The 16,991-nt window shown below is 72.9% G+C and carries 13 protein-coding genes; 6 read left to right on the top strand and 7 right to left on the bottom strand.

Features of this window, described 5'->3' with window-relative positions; all coding sequences use genetic code 11:
* Positions 1–16: 16 nt before the first annotated feature.
* On the bottom strand, positions 17–3,274 hold the full coding sequence (locus tag Val02_RS31700) for a hypothetical protein (RefSeq protein ID WP_203902935.1): 3,258 nt from the start codon (positions 3,272–3,274) through the stop codon (positions 17–19).
* Positions 3,275–3,302: 28 nt separating this feature from the next.
* Positions 3,303–4,205: a cation diffusion facilitator family transporter gene (locus Val02_RS31695; protein WP_308440034.1), complete on the bottom strand. Its 903-nt coding sequence runs from the start codon at positions 4,203–4,205 to the stop codon at positions 3,303–3,305.
* A 153-nt stretch (positions 4,206–4,358) separates the two neighbouring features.
* Between Val02_RS31695 and Val02_RS31690 the strand changes: the two genes are divergently transcribed.
* The 4 genes from Val02_RS31690 to Val02_RS31675 are packed head-to-tail and all read left to right on the top strand — an operon-like array spanning position 4,359 to position 9,608.
* Positions 4,359–5,672 (top strand): cation:proton antiporter, encoded by a 1,314-nt coding sequence (locus Val02_RS31690; RefSeq protein ID WP_203902933.1) that lies wholly within the window; start codon positions 4,359–4,361, stop codon positions 5,670–5,672.
* A gap of 8 nt (positions 5,673–5,680) precedes the next feature.
* Positions 5,681–7,240 carry an NAD(P)-binding domain-containing protein gene (locus Val02_RS31685; RefSeq protein WP_239153480.1) on the top strand — a complete coding sequence of 520 codons (1,560 nt, stop codon included), beginning with the start codon at positions 5,681–5,683 and terminating at the stop codon, positions 7,238–7,240.
* Positions 7,241–7,278: 38 nt separating this feature from the next.
* On the top strand, positions 7,279–8,304 hold the full coding sequence (locus Val02_RS31680; RefSeq protein ID WP_203902932.1) for an alpha-hydroxy acid oxidase: 1,026 nt from the start codon (positions 7,279–7,281) through the stop codon (positions 8,302–8,304).
* Complete coding sequence (locus tag Val02_RS31675; RefSeq protein ID WP_203902931.1) at positions 8,295–9,608, top strand: cytochrome P450; 1,314 nt, start codon at positions 8,295–8,297, stop codon at positions 9,606–9,608. Before Val02_RS31680 ends, Val02_RS31675 begins: the two co-directional genes overlap by 10 nt.
* A gap of 9 nt (positions 9,609–9,617) precedes the next feature.
* Here Val02_RS31675 and Val02_RS31670 read toward each other — a convergent pair whose 3' ends face one another.
* Both Val02_RS31670 and Val02_RS31665 read right to left on the bottom strand, forming a co-directional pair.
* Positions 9,618–10,340: an anti-sigma factor family protein gene (locus Val02_RS31670; RefSeq protein WP_203902930.1), complete on the bottom strand. Its 723-nt coding sequence runs from the start codon at positions 10,338–10,340 to the stop codon at positions 9,618–9,620.
* Positions 10,333–10,884: a sigma-70 family RNA polymerase sigma factor gene (locus Val02_RS31665; protein WP_203902929.1), complete on the bottom strand. Its 552-nt coding sequence runs from the start codon at positions 10,882–10,884 to the stop codon at positions 10,333–10,335. The genes Val02_RS31670 and Val02_RS31665 overlap by 8 nt, the downstream gene beginning before the upstream one ends.
* 188 nt (positions 10,885–11,072) lie before the next feature.
* On the opposite strand from Val02_RS31665, the gene Val02_RS31660 reads away from it, so the two are divergent.
* A complete protein-coding gene (locus Val02_RS31660) occupies positions 11,073–11,972 on the top strand; it encodes a polysaccharide deacetylase family protein (RefSeq protein ID WP_203902928.1) in 900 nt (299 codons plus the stop codon).
* A 16-nt stretch (positions 11,973–11,988) separates the two neighbouring features.
* On the opposite strand, the gene Val02_RS31655 is transcribed toward Val02_RS31660, so the two are convergent.
* Positions 11,989–14,535 carry a M14 family zinc carboxypeptidase gene (locus tag Val02_RS31655; protein WP_203902927.1) on the bottom strand — a complete coding sequence of 849 codons (2,547 nt, stop codon included), beginning with the start codon at positions 14,533–14,535 and terminating at the stop codon, positions 11,989–11,991.
* 117 nt (positions 14,536–14,652) lie between these two features.
* Here Val02_RS31655 and Val02_RS31650 point away from each other — a divergent pair, with 117 nt between their 5' ends.
* Positions 14,653–15,252 carry a superoxide dismutase family protein gene (locus Val02_RS31650; protein WP_203902926.1) on the top strand — a complete coding sequence of 200 codons (600 nt, stop codon included), beginning with the start codon at positions 14,653–14,655 and terminating at the stop codon, positions 15,250–15,252.
* A 3-nt stretch (positions 15,253–15,255) separates the two neighbouring features.
* Here the strand turns inward: Val02_RS31650 and Val02_RS31645 are convergent, their stop codons facing one another.
* Positions 15,256–15,999 carry an ABC transporter permease gene (locus tag Val02_RS31645; RefSeq protein WP_239153479.1) on the bottom strand — a complete coding sequence of 248 codons (744 nt, stop codon included), beginning with the start codon at positions 15,997–15,999 and terminating at the stop codon, positions 15,256–15,258.
* Positions 16,000–16,063: 64 nt separating this feature from the next.
* A complete protein-coding gene (locus Val02_RS31640) occupies positions 16,064–16,975 on the bottom strand; it encodes an ABC transporter ATP-binding protein (protein ID WP_239153478.1) in 912 nt (303 codons plus the stop codon).
* Positions 16,976–16,991 lie beyond the last annotated feature (16 nt).

The following is a 16,991-nucleotide window of genomic DNA, read 5'->3' as shown; positions in this document are numbered from 1 at the left end:
AATCGACGCAAGTCGTTCAGGCGGCGCGGTCCCGGGTGACGGCGACGACGTGGCCGTAGCGGGCCAGGTCCCACGTGTGCCATGCGCCGGTGGCTCCCGTGGCGGAGCGCCGGACCCGGTATTCGAGCACCGGCCGGGCCAGGAACGCGTTCACCGCGAGGGTGAGCGTCAGGCCACCGGCGGCCGTCCCCGGTGGCAGGGCGACGGTGTGCTCCGCGCGAGCGCCCACCGGGCGGGCCGTCACGGCGATGCCCGCGGGGTCCACCAGGTTGAGGAAGACCACGTCGAAGACCACCTCATCGACGTTCGCCCGGATGTCGGAAAGACCGGTGGGGGCGGCCCGCACGGCCGCGGAGACCAGGTGTCCGACGGAGCCGGGCGGGACTCGGACGACGACGCCGGCGCCCGGCTCCAGCACCCGCTCGACGGGCACGGTGCCGCCCGGCGCACCCGGGATGATCACGTCGGCCACGCCGACCGGCGCCTCGATCCGGTTGGTCAACGCGAGTACGTCGTCGGCCAGGCCGGTCGCCACCGGACCGGTCCACGGGCCGGAGATCCGCGCGAGGTCCAGGACCAGCTCGGACGCGGCCGTCGTGCCGTCGCTGAGCGTGAAGGTCACCCGCCCCCGCACACCCCCGGCGACCAGCGCCGACTCCAGCTCCGCGGCCCCGGCGCCGTCCGTGTCGACACCTATCTGGAACCCCTCGGGGGAACGCACGGTCGCCACCGGCCGCTCCCATCGCACATCGGCGCCGGCCGGCACCGCCGTCACGTGTTCCAGCACCGGCGCCGGATGGTGGCGGGCGCGCAGCTCCACCTCGATCGCGTGGCGCTGCGCCGGGGTCAAATCCGGGTGCAGGCCGGCCGTCAGCAGGCAGCGCGGCGGGTCGATCGTGCCGTGCACGGCCAGTGCGGGCCGGTAGGCGCGTTCGCCCTCCTCGGGGCCGTGGCGCGTGATCGTGTACGCGGCCGGCACCAGCACGAACCGCCCCGGCGCCGGCCGGACCCGCAGGATCGTGGTGCCGGTGGGCGCGGCGTCGACCGGCACCGCCTCGTGCACCGGCCCCGGGGGCGGCGCCGGCGGCGCGTCCAGGCCGGGTGCGATCAGTTCGACGGCGAACGCGCGGCCGTGGGTGCGGCGCACGTGGCGGACGGGTTCCGGCGGGACGGCCGACGGGGCGACGTGCACGGCAACGGAGGGGCGGTCGCGCGGTGGGAGTTCGGCGCCGTCGTCGAAGCGGATCACGCCGCTGCGGGCGTCGACCGTGGTGCCGTGGCCGGGTGTTCCTTCGACGACCGGCAGGCGCAGGGTCATCGGGCCGAGCACGGGTGTGGCGCGTTCGCGGACCCAGCCGGCGAACGTGTACGCCACGGACAGCCGCGCCGTCCGCCACGCGCCGCCGGCCATCGCCGCGCGGGCGGTGTCGGCCCAGGAGGCGGCGACGGCGAAGGTGAACTCGAGGCGTTCGGCGTCGGCGCGCACACCTGTCGCCGGGATCGCCGCCGTCCGGGGGCGGCCGTCGGCGTCGCGGTACGGCAGGTGCAGCGCGGCCGAGAGGTCGTCGAGCGGCAGCGGCCGGGGGTCGTGCCGGGGGTCCGGGGAGGCGGTGGTGCCCGGGGCAGCCGCGGCGGCCGTGCCGGGGTCGGGCGCGGCGGTCGCGGGCGGGGCGGGCGCGACGGCGTCCGGGACGTGCGCGGGCAGGGCCGGCCACGGGGCGGTGGCGGGCGGGGCGGGATCGGGGACGACGGCGGCCACCACCATCAGGTCGCCGGTGGATTGCGTCAGGGTCAGGCCCACCAGCGTGAACGTCGGCGCGTACCAGCGGATCGCCGGGTCGACGCGGTCCGGCCACAGGTCGCTCCCGTCCGGCTCCGGACCAGGGCCGGGTGCGGCGAGCACGCCGTCGGGCAGGACCCACCGCTCGGGTGCGGCCGCCGGGTCGGCGGTGCCGGCCGTCGCGGCCAGCAGCGCGTGCGCGTCGGGTCCGGGGTCGACGGGTTGCGGGCGGACGGCGTTCCACCGGGTGGTGATCCGGCCGGTGACCGTGACCATCGGGGCGGACCTCGGGTCGGTGCGGACCTCGGACGGGACGGCCCTGGTGCGCGCGCCGGCGGTGGTGAGCGCGCGGACGTAGGGGGTCCGGGGGCCGCGGCGCAGGACCTCGGCGACCAGGCGCTCCAGCGGGATCCGCTGCTCGATCCGGCCGGTGCCGGCGGAGGGGTCGGCCGTCTCGACCCACCTGCCGTCGGCGGGTCGCTCCCCGAGGAGGTAGCGGTCTGCGGGCAGTGCGCCCTCACCGGCCGGCGACCCGGGCGTGGGGCCGGCATCCGGGCGGGGTGGGTCAGCGGACACCGGGCCGGGCGAGCGGCCGGCGTCCGGGCCGAGCGCACCAGCCGGCTCCCGTCCCGGCAAGCGGCCGGCGTCCGGGCCGGGCGGGTCAGCCGGCACCGGGTCGGGCGAGGGGTCGGCGTTCGGGTGTCGCGGGGCAACCGGTGAGGGTGTGGCCTGGGTCTGTGGGTGCAGGATCGGGGCGGCCGCCCGGAGGAACGCGGGCAGGGTCGCCACCGCCAGCTCCGCCGTGGCGGTCCGGCCGTCGACGGAGGGCTCGGCCCGCACCACGCCGGCGAGGATCAGGTCGCGCAGGTGCCCCGCGAGGGACGCCGCCGGCAGGGGCGCACCCGCCGCGATCCCGGCGAGCCGGTCGTGCACGGCCGCCAGGTCGAACCCGAGCCGCGGCACCCGGACGCCCGCGACCCGGTACTCGAGTTCGGTGTGCACGGCGAGCGTTCCGGGACGGCCGGCGATCGCATCGTGCGCGGCCCGCGCCGCCGCCCCGTCGAGCGTGCAGGTCAGCGCGGCCGAGCCGGTCGGCGCCGAACCGGTGCCGAGCACCCGCCCGGTGCCGGCGTCGACCAGGCGCACCGTGGTCCGGCGCGGGAAGAGCGCCAGGTGCGTCACGCCCGTCGTCTCGCGCAGGCTCTCCAGCGCCACGGCCGGCGGGGCGGTGTCGACATCGAACGACAGCACGACCCGTTCGACGGTGTCGTCGTCGGCGGAGTGGTGGATCACGGTCGCGGAAAACAGCCGCCCGCCTCCGGCCACCCGGCGCACCCGGGGCTCGGCGAGAACGGCGTACCGCACCCCGCCGCTGCCCGGCACCACGAGCAGGTCCAGCCGGTGCCCCTCGGGGTCGAGCGCGCCGGCGGTGGTCCAGGGGCCGGCGGCGGGCCCGGGGTCGGCCGTGGCGGTGGACGTAGCCACAACCACCATGCCGCACCCCCTTTACCCAGGGGTGAGCCTAAAAGGACGGCGTTCGTCGCAGGTCCGGTTCCAGGTAAATGGTGCAGTCGTAGGGCACCGCGGCGCGGATCTTCTCCTCGGTCGCGTGGATCGCGTCGACCACGTCGCCGGCGGCCCGTTCCGCCGGAACGGCGATCTTCGCGGCGACCAGCAGTTCGTCCGGGCCCAGGTGCAGGGTGCGCAGGTGGATCAGCTCGTCGCCGATCGCCGCGCGGACGGCGTTCTCCATCGTGGGGTCGGCCGCCTCGCCGACGAGCAGGCTGGCGACCTGCGTGGCGAGCACGACCGCGATCGCCACGAGCAGCACACCGATCGCCGCCGAACCCACCCCGTCCCACCGCCCGTCGCCGGTGAGCACCGCGACCGACACCCCGACGAGCGCGAGGACCAGGCCGCACAGCGCGCCGAAGTCCTCCAGGATGACGACCGCGAACTCGGGCGTCTTCGTGCGGCGGATGAAGTCCGGGAGGGAGAGTCCGCGCCGCCGGGGCTTCGCCTCGCGCAGGGCCGTTCGCAGCGAGAAGCCCTCGAGCCCGATGGCGACCACCAGCACCCCGAACGCCCACGCCGGATCCTCCACCGGCGTCGGCGAGTGGAACTTCTCGTACGCCTCGAACAGCGCGAACACCCCACCGGCCAAGAAGATCACGACGGCCACGAGGAACGCGTACACGTACCGCGAACGCCCGTAGCCGAACGGGTGCTCCGCCGTCGGGGGCCGCTTGGCGCGCCTGCCGCCGATCAGCAGGAGGACCTGGTTCGACGAGTCGGCGAACGAGTGCACCGCCTCGGCGAGCATCGACGACGAGCCGGTGAACAGGTACGCCACGAACTTGCTCACCGCGATCCCGAGGTTCGCCCCGAGGGCGGCGATGATCGACTTCAGTCCACCTTCGGCCACGGCCACCCGTGATACCCAGGTGACGACCGGATCCACATGTGACGCGCTTCACGCCATCAATTGATCGCAATCTCTGCACTAGGGAAACCCGTAGTACTCCAGGATCGACACTTCTCCTGGGGGTTCCCGTTGCCCGCAATCGCAGATGTCGCCATGCACTTCTTCCTGCAGATGGCCGTCGTCCTGGCCACCTACCGACTGCTGTGGCCCCTGTTCCGCAGACTCGGTCAGGTCCAGGTCGTCGCCATCATGGTCGCCGGGTTCGTGCTCGGCCCGTCGTTGCTCGGGGCGATCGCGCCCGACGTTCAAGAGTGGATCTTCCCGGCCAAGGCCAGCGTGGCCGGCACCCAGGTCGTCCACCCCAATCTGGCGGCCCTCTACGTCACCGGCCAACTCGGCCTCGTGCTGTACATGTTCATCGTCGGCATGGGCTTCAACGTCGGCATCTTCGCCGATCACCTGCGGCACGCCGCCGTCACGTCGTTCGCGGGCATCGCCGCGCCGATGATCCTCGGCGGTGCCGTCGGCTATCTCATGTGGACCAACGGCCTGTTCCCCGACAAGATGGCGAACTGGCAGGCGGCGCTCTTCGTGGCAGCCGCCGTCGCGATCACCGCGTTCCCGATGCTGGCCTGGATCGTCTACGACTCCGGCCTCCTGCACACCCGCCTCGGCACCATGGCGCTCGCCTGCGCGGCGGCCGACGACGCGGCCGCGTGGATCCTGCTCGCCGCCGTCGTCGCCTCCACCGCCGGCAGCCCCGCCGTGGCGCTGCTCGCGCTCTTCGGCGGGCTCGCCTACCTCCTGGTCATGGTCACCGCCGGGCGTGCCCTGCTGCGCCGCGTCGGCGAGTGGGCCGCGCCCCGGATCGCCGCCGACGGCACGATCCCCCCGGCGGCCCTGCTGATCGTGATGCTGGTCCTCCTGGCCGGCGCGTGGGTCACCGACCGCGTGGGCATCTATGCCGTCTTCGGTGCCTTCATCGCGGGAACGGTGATGCCGCGCGGCGCGCTCACCGAGGCGCTGCGCGACCGGTTGGAACCGCTGACGGCGTACGTGCTGCTGCCGGCGTTCTTCGTCTACTCGGGCCTGAACACCCGGCTGACCCTGCTCTTCGACCCGACCGTGCTGGCGATGCTCGCGCTGGTGCTCGTGGTGTCGTTCGTCGGCAAGGGCGTCTCCGTCGGGCTGGCCGCGCGGATCCAGGGCATGTCGTGGCGGGAGGCCGGCTCGCTCGGTTCCCTCATGAACGCCCGCGGCCTGATGGAACTCATCCTGCTCAACATCGGCCTGAACGCCGGTGTCGTATCGCCCGAGATCTACACGGTGCTAGCCGTCATGGCCATCGTGACGACGTTCGCGGCGACGCCCATGTACCGCTGGATCGCCAGCGGACACACCTTCGACGCCCACGGCGTCCGCGCACCCGTCGCCAAGAGCCCCGAACCGGTCGCCAGCCCCGCCTGAGGAGAATCGTGGACTACATCATCATCGGTGCCGGCCCGGCCGGGCTGCAGCTCGGCAGCCTGCTCGAGGAAGCCGGCCGGGAGTACGTGATCCTGGAGGCCGGGCCGCGGGCCGGCACGTTCTTCCGGAGCCATCCCCGGCACCGCACGCTGATCAGCATCAACAAGCGCCACTGCGGCACCGACGATCCCGAGCTGCGCCTGCGGATGGACTGGAACTCGCTGCTGTCCGACGACCCGTCGCTGCTGTTCACCGCGCGCAACGCGAAGTACTTCCCGGACGCCGACGACATGGTGCGCTATCTGGAGGAGTTCGCCGACGCGCGCGGGCTGAACATCCGCTACGACACCACGGTCACCGAGGTGTCCACAGTGGACGGCGGCGGATTCCGGGTCACCGACGCGTCGGGCAATGTGTACCGCGCACCCCGGGTCGTGGTGGCCACCGGCGTGTCGAAGGAGAACATCGCCCCCATCCCCGGCATCGAACACGCCGAGACGTACGGCACGATGCCGGTCGACCCGGCGGACTACACCGACCAGCGGGTGCTCATCATCGGCAAGGGGAACTCGGCGTTCGAGACCGCCGACAGCCTCGTGGCGCACGCCGCCGTCATCCACCTGGCCGGACCGCACGCGGTGAAGTTCGCGTGGCGCACGCACTACGTGGGACACCTGCGGGCCGTCAACAACAACTTCCTCGACACCTACCAGCTCAAGTCGCAGAACGCCCTGCTCGACGGCGACGTGCTGGGCATCGAGAAGGACGGCGACCAGTACGTGGTGACGTTCTCGTTCGTGCGGGTCAACGAGGTCGTCAAGGAACTGCGCTACGACCGGGTGCTCTCCTGCACCGGCTTCCGTTTCGACAGCGGCATCTTCGCCCCGGGGAACCGGCCGGCGCTGGCCATCAACGACCGCTTCCCGGCGCAGACCTCGGCGTGGGAGTCCACCAACGTGCCCGGGCTCTACTTCGCCGGCACCATCTCGCAGGTGCGCGACTTCAAGAAGTCGACGAACGGCTTCATCCACGGTTTCCGGTACAGCGTCCGGGCGTTGCACCGGATCCTGGAGAGCCGTTACCACGACAACCCGTGGCCGCACCGTCCACTGTCGACGGACGCGGATGCGCTGACCGACGCCGTGCTCGACCGGGTCAACCGCTCGTCCGCGCTGTGGCAGCTGTTCGGGTTCCTGGGTGACGTGGTGGCCGTGCACGACGACGGCACGGCCGCATACCTGGAGGAGGTGCCGATCGACTATCTGCGCGACGGTGGCCTTCCGCCGGCCGCCACGTACTTCACGGTCACGCTGGAGTACGGGGCGGATCACGACGCGGTCGACCCGTTCGACATCTCGATCGACCGCATGGCGCAGAGCGCGGACGGCGGCGCGCTCGACAGCCGCTACCTGCACCCGGTGGTGCGCCAGTACCGGGAGGGCGTCGTCGTCGCCGAGCACCACGTCACCGAGAACCTGGAGAACGAGTGGCGGGCCCCGAACCACGTCGAGCCGCTGCGGGCGTTCTTCGCGGAGGCGCTCGCACCACAGCCGGCCGGGGCCCGGTGAGCATCACCTGCCTCGCCACAGTCGCTTGCCTCGAAGACATGGAGGCGGCGGCGCGTGAGCTGCTGCCGCCTCCGGTGTACGACTTCTTCGCCGGCGGCGCCGACGACGAGAACACGCTGCGGGACAACGTTTCCGCGTTCGACCGGCTCCGGCTGGTGCCGCGCGTGCTGTGCGGCGCCGGCCGGCCGGACCTGCCCACCCCACCCGTGGGCGCCATGCCGGTCGTGCTGGCGCCCACGGCGTTCCACCGGCTGGCACACGAGGACGGGGAACGGGCGACCGCGCGGGCGGCGAGCGCGGCGGGCGTCGTGATGGTGGTGAGCATGGCCGCGACGGTCGCGGTCGAGGAGGTGCTCGACGCGCATCGCGGCGTCGACCCGGACGCGCCGGCGCCGTGGTTCCAGCTGTACCCCCAACCCGACAAAGCCTTCATGGAACGGCTCGTCAAGCGCGTCGAGGCGGCCGGCTGCGGCGCGTTCGTGCTCTCCGTCGACTCGCCCGTCTTCGGCCACCGGCGGCGCGACGTGCGCAACGGCTTCCTCGACCTGCCGGAGGGCCTGCACTGCGAAAACCTGCGCGACCCCGACACCGGGGCGGTCCGAACGATCGCCTTCGACCCGCGCTCGGGATGGGACTGCGTGCGGCGGCTGCGCGAGACGACCCCGCTTCCCCTGTGGCTGAAGGGAATCGCGCATCCCGACGACGCCCGCCTGGCCGTGCGGCACGGCGCCGCCGGGATCGTCGTGTCCAACCACGGCGGGCGCCAGCTCGACGGCATGCCGGCCGCGATCGACCTGCTTCCGTCCATTGTGGACGCGGTCGGCGGCCGGATCCCGGTGCTCATGGACGGCGGCGTGCGGCGCGGCACCGACGTCGTCAAGGCGCTCGCGCTCGGCGCCACCGCGGTCGGGGTCGGCCGGCCGGTGCTGTGGGGCCTGGCCACCGCCGGTGAGGCCGGCGTCACGCGGATGCTCGACCTGCTGCGAGCCGAGATCTCGCGCGCCCTCGCGCTGTGCGGCGTCGCCCGCCCGTCGGACCTGACCAGGAGTGTCCTATGTGGATAGTCGTACCGCCGCTGGCGCTGCTGCTGATCAGCCTTCCGTACTGGCTGCCCGCCCGGGTCACCGCGCTGCGTATGTGGATCTTCGCCCGGATCAACGGCCCGGACGGCATCCCGGTGCCCGGCCCGCTCGTCAGCGTCGACGAGTACCGCGACGTGTACGCCCATCCGGCCGCGGACGGCCGCAGCCGGGGCGCCGCGCTGTCGGACCTGTTCTGGTACTGGCTCTCCCCCGGCGCCCACCTGCACCAGGAACACCTCGAACCCGGGCCGCGCTACGAGGAGGTCGCCCGCACGACGCGCCGGATCCTGGCGATGCGCCACGCGGACACCGCCGCGCTGATGGAGAAGATCCTGGCCGGCGTCACCCTCGCACCCGGCCTGGTGCGCGTCCGCGACCTCGCGATGCCGGTCTGGGCCGAGTACGCCCACGAACTGGTCTTCGGCCGCCCGTGCACGCCCGCGGCCCGCGACCTCATCGTGGCGCACGCCACCGACGTGGTCGACGCGCTGAAGTGCACCCGCCTGCGCCACATGGACCGCCGCGACGCGCTGACCCGCTACATCGTCGCACACCTGGCCGACGTGCCGCACCCGCGGCCGGCCGGCTTCGACGACCTCGAGTTCGCGCTGTACCTGCAGGGGGTCTTCTTCACGACCACGGTCGTGCAGATGTCCGACGCCACCGCGCATCTGGGCATGGCCCTGGCGGCCCACCCCGATGTGCAGGAACGCCTCGCCGCCGACCCCGACGGTCCGCTCATGGCGCACGTGCTGGAGGAGACCGTGCGGCTGTACCCGCTCTTCGGCATCGCGCACCGCATCACCAGCGCCGACATCCGGGTGAACGACCGCACCACGATCCCGGCCGGGTCGGTGCTCTGCTTCAGCTACCCCGAGTACCACCGCACCGGCTTCGCCTCGCCCGAGCGCTTCCTGCCGGACCGCTGGGACACGCTGTCCACAAAGGACGCCAACCACATCCCGTTCGGGATAACGGCCAACCGGCCCTGCCCGGCACGCGGCGTCGCCCCGACGGCGTTGCGCGCGGTGCTGCGGCACATGCTCCTGTCCTGGGAACTGGCCACCTCCGCCGGGCACACCCGTTCGCTGCCGAGCCGTGGGCCGGTGCTCCTCATGCCGCGCGGCACCACGCCGAACGGCCGGCGCCGGCGGGCCGCGCTGGGGTGGCTGCGGGTGCGGGACCGGTGGGAGGACGTGTGGCGCAGCGTGGTTCAGCTCGTGCTCGGGTCGTACATGGTGTGGGACGCGCGCCGCCAGGGCCTCTGCCGCACCTACTTCGCGTGAGGCATCGTCCTAGCGGGCGGGGGGTTCGGCGAAGCTGGCCGTGAGGCGGGTGCCGACCGGGCATTCCAACCGGACCACGCGGATCTCGCCGGCGTTCACGTCGCCGATCGTGACACCCAGCGTGCAGGCGCCGTCCACGACCACGCACTGCCCGACGTCCTTCTGGGAGCCGGCCTTGGTGTACATGTGCACCGAGTACGTCCCGTCCCTCGGTGCGGACGTCACCGTCAGCAGCAGCCAGGACGGGTCGCCCTGGTAGGCGAAGACCCGCCCGACCTGCACGCCGTCCTCGGAGAGCACCTGACCGGCTCGGATGTACTTGCCGTTGCCCGCGGTCAGCGCCCCGCGGTAGTCGGCCGCGACGGAGCGGTCCGTCCCGGTGCGCCACCAGACCAGCCCTCCGCCGAGCGCGGCGACGAGCAGCAGCGCGGCGGCGTAGGCGAGCACGCGGGGCGCCCGGCGGCGGCGCCGCTCGTCGACCAACGACATGGGCCGTTCGGACGACGCGATGCGGTCGAGGACGTACTCGGTGAAATCGGCCGGCGGCTCGCGGTGCGGCACGAGCGGCAGGAGCCCGTCGGCGACGGCGGCGAGGTCGGCCAGCTCGGTGCGGCAGATCACACAGGAATCGGCATGCTGGAGCACCTGATCGCGGTCGGCGCCGGTGGCAGCGCCGGTCGCGACGTCGAGCAGCAGGTCGGCCGCGTCGTCGCAACCGAACCGTTCAACCATCTGTGACTCCCAGCTTGTCCCGCAATCGCAGCAGGCCGGACCGGATCCGGGTCTTGGCGGTACCCAGGGGAATCCCGTCCCGGCTCGCTATCTCGGCGGCCGTCAAGCCGAAGAATACCGATAGAACGACGGAGGTCGCCTGTTCGCGGGGGATCTCGGCGAGCGCCGAACGCAGCCGTAAGGCATCGGCCAGCTGCTCCGTGCCGCCGTCGTAGGAGAGGCTGAGCGCGGCCAGCAGGGAACCGGGGTCGACGGGGACCTCGCGGCGGATCCGCAGCACGTCGACGGAGGCGTTGCGGGTGATGGTGAGCAGCCAGGTGGCGACGCTGCCGCGGCGCGGGTCGTAGGCGCCGGCGTAGCGCCACGCGCGCAGGAACGTGTCCTGGGCGATCTCCTCGGCCTCGGTGGATAAGCCGACGATGGCGATGGCGAGCCCGTAGACGCGCGCCTTGAACCGGCGCACGAACACCCCAGCGGCCTCCTGATCACCGGCGGCCATGCCGGCCAGGAGAGCCTCGTCCGAGACCTCCACACCTGTCACCACCAGGCCATCCGAGCATTGATTGAGCGTTCATGCAACTTTCTGTGAATACCCACAACCCGCCGTAACCCGCCGGAAGCGCACTACGCTGCGGCGCACCGCTCGATTAAATGTCTGACGCCCTGTCCCCTTGTGAAGGTTTCACACTTTCGGCCGATTTTTGAGCGGCGCCGACCTGCTCAAATCGACGGATGCCCAACTCCGTGCCGCCGGAGCCGGTCGAGTCGACCGCCCCGGCCGGGTCCGTCCGCCGTCCGGCGGGCCCCACGATCGTGGCGGCCGTGGCCGTATTCGCCCTGGTCACCACGCTGCTCATGCTCGCCGTGAAGTCGCAGACGCACCTGGAGGAGAACACCGCCGCGCGGGCCGCGGCCGCCGCGGCTCCCGCGTCGGTGACCAGCCCGTCGCCGAGCGTGCCCGTTCCGAGTCCCACCTGGGGGCCGGGTGGCCTGCCGGCACGGCTCGCCGGGCACAACTGGGTCAGCTTCCCGACCTCGCAGCCGGAGATCGCGCTCACCTTCGACGACGGCAACGGGCGCGGCCTGCGTTCGGTCCTCGACACGCTCAAGCGGGAGCACGTGCCGGCGACCTTCTTCTTCACGGGGCAGTTCGTCGAGGGGCACCACGACGCGGTGCAGCGGATCGTGCGCGAGGGACACCGGATGGCGCACCACTCCTACGACCACCCGTACTTCACGCAGATCGGCGACTGGAACGTGCGGGACGAGATCGAGCGGGGCGAGGCGGCCATCCGCGCGGCCGGCGCCGACCCGCGCCCGCTGTTCCGCTTCCCCTACGGCAACCACAACGGTGACCTCGTCGCCAAGGTGAACGCCCTGGGCTACGTCTGCGTCGGCTGGACGGTCGACTCCCGCGGCTGGATGGGCGCGAGCAAGGGGATCACCGTGCAGGGCATCGTCAACGACGTCACGCGGGCCGCTCGCCCCGGCGCGATCGTGTTGATGCACGCCGGGGAGAACAAGTCCGATCACTCCACATTGGACGCCGACGCCCTGCCGCACGTGATCCGTGCGCTCAAGAGCCAGGGCTACCGGTTCGTGACGATGGACCCGCTGCTCGCGGCCCAGTAGTGCGGGGCCGCGGCGGCTAGTGCGTGGCCGACCAGACCACCGCCCTGGCCACCTGGCCGAACGACCCCAGCGGGTGCGCCCGGAACAGCGGTTCGGTGCCGAACAGGACCGTCGCCGTCCCGCGTGCGGCCACCCCGGAGACGATCGCGGGCTGCCCGCCGGCCCGGGTGGGGCCGCCGGTGCCGTCGTCGTTCGGGAGCCAGTGGCCGGCCACGAGCGGATTGCCGGCGGCATAGCGGCTCTCCACCGTGACGCCGGCGCCGGTGACCGTGAACCACAACGGCGTGTAGACGAACGCGTGCGGCAACGAACCGGTGCCGACCGCGCCGGTGCCGTTCTGGACGGCGACGACGCCGTTGGCGTCACCTCGACCGGCCGTGGCCGTCACGGGCAGGAGCCCCGCCGCGGCGTTGAACGCGGCGCCGGTGGCGCCCCGGGTGATCACCGCTCCCCGGCCGAGGAACGCGTCGAGCGCGCCCCTCGCGGTCGGATTGAGCGCGGCGTACGACAGTCCGGCCGACACGTACAGCACGTCGACGCCGGTGAGGTCGAAGCCGCCGTTCAGCAGCGCGGTGGAGACGGGTCGCACCTCGAAGCCCATCCGCCGCAGGGCGAACAGCTCGTCCGCCGCTGCCGCCGCGGCGATCACCGGCCGCTTCAGGGCGTTCCCCGGTGGGCCCTGTGCGCGGGTGAAGCGGACGCCGTAGCGGTCGGCCACGGTCTCCGCCGTGCGCCGGGCCGACGCCGGCACCACGATCGTCCCGTTGTCCCGGGCGCGCAGCGGCACACCGGCGTCGAGGAGGGCGTTCAGGGCCTTGACGTCGGCCTCGGCGGCGAGCGTGAGCTGGAGGTCGGCCCCGCGCGGCGCGTCCACGCCACCGGTCGGCGCCGCCACGCTCACCGGGATGCCGAGCACCGGCAGGAACCGCCCGTCGATCCGGTCGACCGTGGCGCCCCACAGCAGCCCGTGGCTCCAGCCCGAGATGTCGTACATCTGCGGCACCAGTCCGGAGATGTCCCGCCCCGCTTCCAGCAGCGCGTTCGCCAGGCCCCGCTTCGGTTGGTGCATGTCGACCACGTAGGAGCCGGCCGGATAGCGCTTCCCGTGCAGCGTGAACGGAAGAAGAGCGCGGGTCACCCGCACGTCGTTCGATATGAGGTGATCGACGAGCGCGGCGGCCGAGGGGGCGGATCGCTGGCCGCTGCCGGCGGGGATCACCCAGGCCCGTGGGAACTCGGTGCGGTACCGGTCCTCCGGACCGAAACCCGGCACGAACCCGTCCGGGATCTCGCGCTGCGCCTCGCCGGCCCAGCCCCGGCGGAACAGCTCGATCTGGTCCTTGATCAGCTGTTCGCGATTCGCGTCCGTGTAGCCGATCGCGCCGCGGATGGTCGCCTCGGCGACGTCCACGTTGAGCGCCGAACGCCGGCGCAGCTCCTGCACCGGCAGCGTGTTGTAATCGTTGCGGTTGACCCGCAGGGGCAGCTCGACCGTGTGCCCCACCGCGCCGTGGTAGATCGCGTACATCGGCGTGAAGATCGGCGGCCAGTCGTCCCAGTCCCCGGGCGCGTAGTCCCGGAACGGGATGTCCGCCCGCGCCGTCTCCGGGTACCCGAGCGCCTGCACCGCCTTCTCCATGCCGATCGCGTTGGGGTAGGCGTGCTTGATGTAGAGGTCGTAGTCGTAGTTCTGGCCGTGCGGGGCGGTGGCCGGCTCGATCAGCGTCGGGCCGGCGTAGCCGTGTTCGTCGAGCATGACCAGCGGCTGCGTGTGGAGCAGCACCGCACGGTTGGCCCGCGCCTCCGGCTGTGCCGTGGTGGCGTAGTCGCGGTTGATGTCGAACCCGGCCGCGTTGGCGCGGGTGCCGGCGACCCGGCCGTCCGGGTTGTTGGTGACGGTGAAGTAGACGCGGGTGCGCCGGAGCAGGTCCCCGGTCGCCGCGTCGGTCGCGGTCGCCAGCTTCTCGATGAGGCGCAGGGCGCCGTCGGTGCCCTCCCACTCGTCGCCGTGGATGTTCCCGTTGATCCAGATCGGGGCCTTGTAGCCGGCGAGCAGTCCGCGGTCCCGGGCCGCCACCGCCGGAGCGTCCTCGATGAGCTGCCGCCAGCGGGACTGCTGCGCGGTGTCCGACGCCTTCTCCGGCGCCGTCACGGTCACCAGGTAGAGATCGCGGCCGCCGGCCGACCTGCCGATGATCTCGGCGGAGACGCGGTCGCTGCGGGCCTGGAGGTCGTTCAGGCGGGGGGCGATGCCGTGATACGGGACGAGGCCCAATTTGATCGAACGGTCGGTGGGGTCCTCCGGCGGCAGCGGCAGCACACGCTTGCGCGGGTAGCCGGTCTCCCGGGGGAACGTGGTGGTCTGCGCCGTGTCGGCCGCTTCCGACCCGGAAATGGTGACGGGCGCGGAGTCCAACGCCGCCACGTCGTTGCGCTCGGGGCCGTTGCCGAAGTCCCGCGTGTGCGGGTCGACCGGCGGCGCGGCCTGAACGGCCGGTGCTGCGGCGGCCAGTGCCGTGACGATCGTCAGCGCACCGGCGAGCAAGCGTGTGGGTATCGCCATTGGTCGATCCTTCTGAGCGGGGCACCCGCCACACAAGGGCGGGAAACCCTTGGACCATGGGATGAATCATGACGAAGTCGGACGTATTGGCGCACGTTTTGCGGGCATAGTGCGGGCATGCGTCGACCGTTCACCCTGCTCCTGCTCGCCGCCGGCCTCGGACTCGGCGCCTGCGCCGGCCCCGCCTCGACACCGGGCCTCGACCGGGGACTGCCCAGTGCGTCGCCGACCGCCAAGTCGTACGGCACGTTCGCCGCGCCCGGGGCCGACAACCAGGCCGTCACCTACGACCCGGCCCTCGTACCGGTCGGCGCAACGGCCGAGGTCGTGCTCTCCGTCCTCGGTTCGGGCAGCGAGGTCGCGCTCGCCGTCACCGGGCTCGTGGCGAACCGGGCCTACGGGGCACACCTGCACACCAGGCCCTGCGGCCCCACCGGCGACGCGGCCGGGCCGCACTACCAGCACCGGCCGGACCCGGCGGCCTCGGCCTCACCGCCGTCGGTCGACCCGTCCTACGCCAACCCGATCAACGAGGTGTGGCTGGATTTCACCACCGACGGTTCGGGCGCGGCGAACGTCACCATGACCGAGACGTGGCAGTTCCCCGCCGGGGAGGGTGCGCGGTCGCTGGTGATCCACGCGGAGCAGACGAAGTTCGCGCCCGGGCAGTCGGGTACAGCGGGCGCCCGGGCCGCCTGCCTCACGCTGCCCGCGTAGCAACTACTCCCAACGGAAATGGCGGGCCGCCAGGAGCGGGCCGATCAGGCCCCACGCCGCGAGGGTGAGCCAGGTCCAGCCGGCCACCGGGCGGCCCGCCGTCAACGTGTCCCGCAGCGCCTCCGCGTGCGCGGCCAGCGGCAGCACGTACTCGACCGGGCCGAAGCCCTCGAACATCACGCCGCCGGCCGCCAGCATCACGACGTACACGAGGGTCGCCAGGCCGGTCGTCGTCTCCGGCTTGAGCAGGCTCGCCAGCAGCAGGGCGAAGCCGCTGTACGCGGCCGTCGCGAGCAGGGTCACGGCGATCGCCGAGGGCAGGTGCACGATCGTGGGGCGCCAGCCCGCCAGGGCCGCGGCAGCGGCGAGAAGCGTGCACTGGATCAGGACGAGGCAGGCGATCGCTCCCGTCTTCGCGGCCAACAGGCCGCCGCGCGTCAGCGGGGAGGCGCCGAGTCGCTTGAGGACGCCGTAGGAGCGTTCGTAGCCGGTGGTGATCGCCTGGCCGGTGAACGCCGTCGAGAGCACCGTCAGCGCAAGCACGCCGGGAGCCACCCAGCCGAGCCGGTCCTCCGTCGGCAGCCGCGTCACGTCGGTCAGCCCCGCGCCCAGCAGCACCAGCAGCGGAACGCCCAACGCCAGTACGAGCGCCTCGCCGCGGCGCATCGTCAGGCGCAACTCGAGCAGGGTCTGGTGACGCAACACCACGCGCATCGGCGCGCGGCCGGGAGCCGGAACGAAACTCATGCTCCACCACCTTCAACAGCGGCCAAACCCGTGCCGCACGCCAGCCGGCGCTCCGCACCGGCAGTCATGCGGCAGCTTTCGTCAGCGCGAGGTAGACGTCTTCCAGGGTGCGGCGTTCGGAGTTGACGCCCGTGACGTGCGCGCCCTCGGCGGCGTACCAGGAGAGCACGACCGCCACGGTGTCCGTCGCGAGCCGCCCACGGACCGAGTACTCGCCGGGCGCGCACTCCGTCAGCTCCACGCCGTCCGGGAGCTTCTCGCGCAGCCGCGCCAGCGGGAGGTCCGGCTCGGCGCGGATGGTGAGGCGTTCGATGCCGGCGACGGCGGTCAGCTCGGCGGGTGTGCCCGTGGCGACCACCCGGCCCTTGTTGACGATCACGACCGAGTCGGAGAGCCGTTCGGCCTCGTCGAGCAGGTGCGTGGTGAGCACGACGGCCACCCCGTCGGCCCGCAGCTCGGAGATCAGCTCCCAGGTGGCGTGGCGGGCCGCCGGATCCATGCCGGCGGTGGGCTCGTCCAGGAACACCAGCTCCGGCCGGCCGACGACGGCCAGCGCGAGCGCGAGCCGCTGCTGCTCCCCGCCGGAGAGCCGCTTGTAGGCGGTGCCGAGCTTGGGGCGCAGTCCCAAGCGGTCGATCAGCGGGTCCAGCTCCAGCGGATGCGCCGCGAACGACGCGAACAGCCGCAGGATCTCCCCCGCGCGCACCCACGGGTAGACGCCGCCGGACTGCAGCATCACGCCGATGCGCGGCATCAGCTCGTCATGGTCGCCGAACGGGTCGAGGCCCAGCACCCGGGCCGTCCCGGCGTCGGGCCGGCGGAACCCGCCGAGCACCTGCAGCAGGCTGGTCTTGCCCGCGCCGTTGGCCCCGAGCAGGCCGAGCACCTGCCCGCGGGGCACGCTCAGCGAGACCCCGTCGACGGCGGTGGTGTCGCCGTAGCGCACCACGACCCCGGTCACCTCGACGGCGTCCACGACCACCTCCCCCCGC

Source organism: Virgisporangium aliadipatigenens (assembly GCF_016863615.1).
Taxonomy (GTDB): domain Bacteria; phylum Actinomycetota; class Actinomycetes; order Mycobacteriales; family Micromonosporaceae; genus Virgisporangium; species Virgisporangium aliadipatigenens.
Note: the sequence above shows the minus strand (reverse complement) of the source record. Positions and strands in the feature narration are given on the sequence as shown.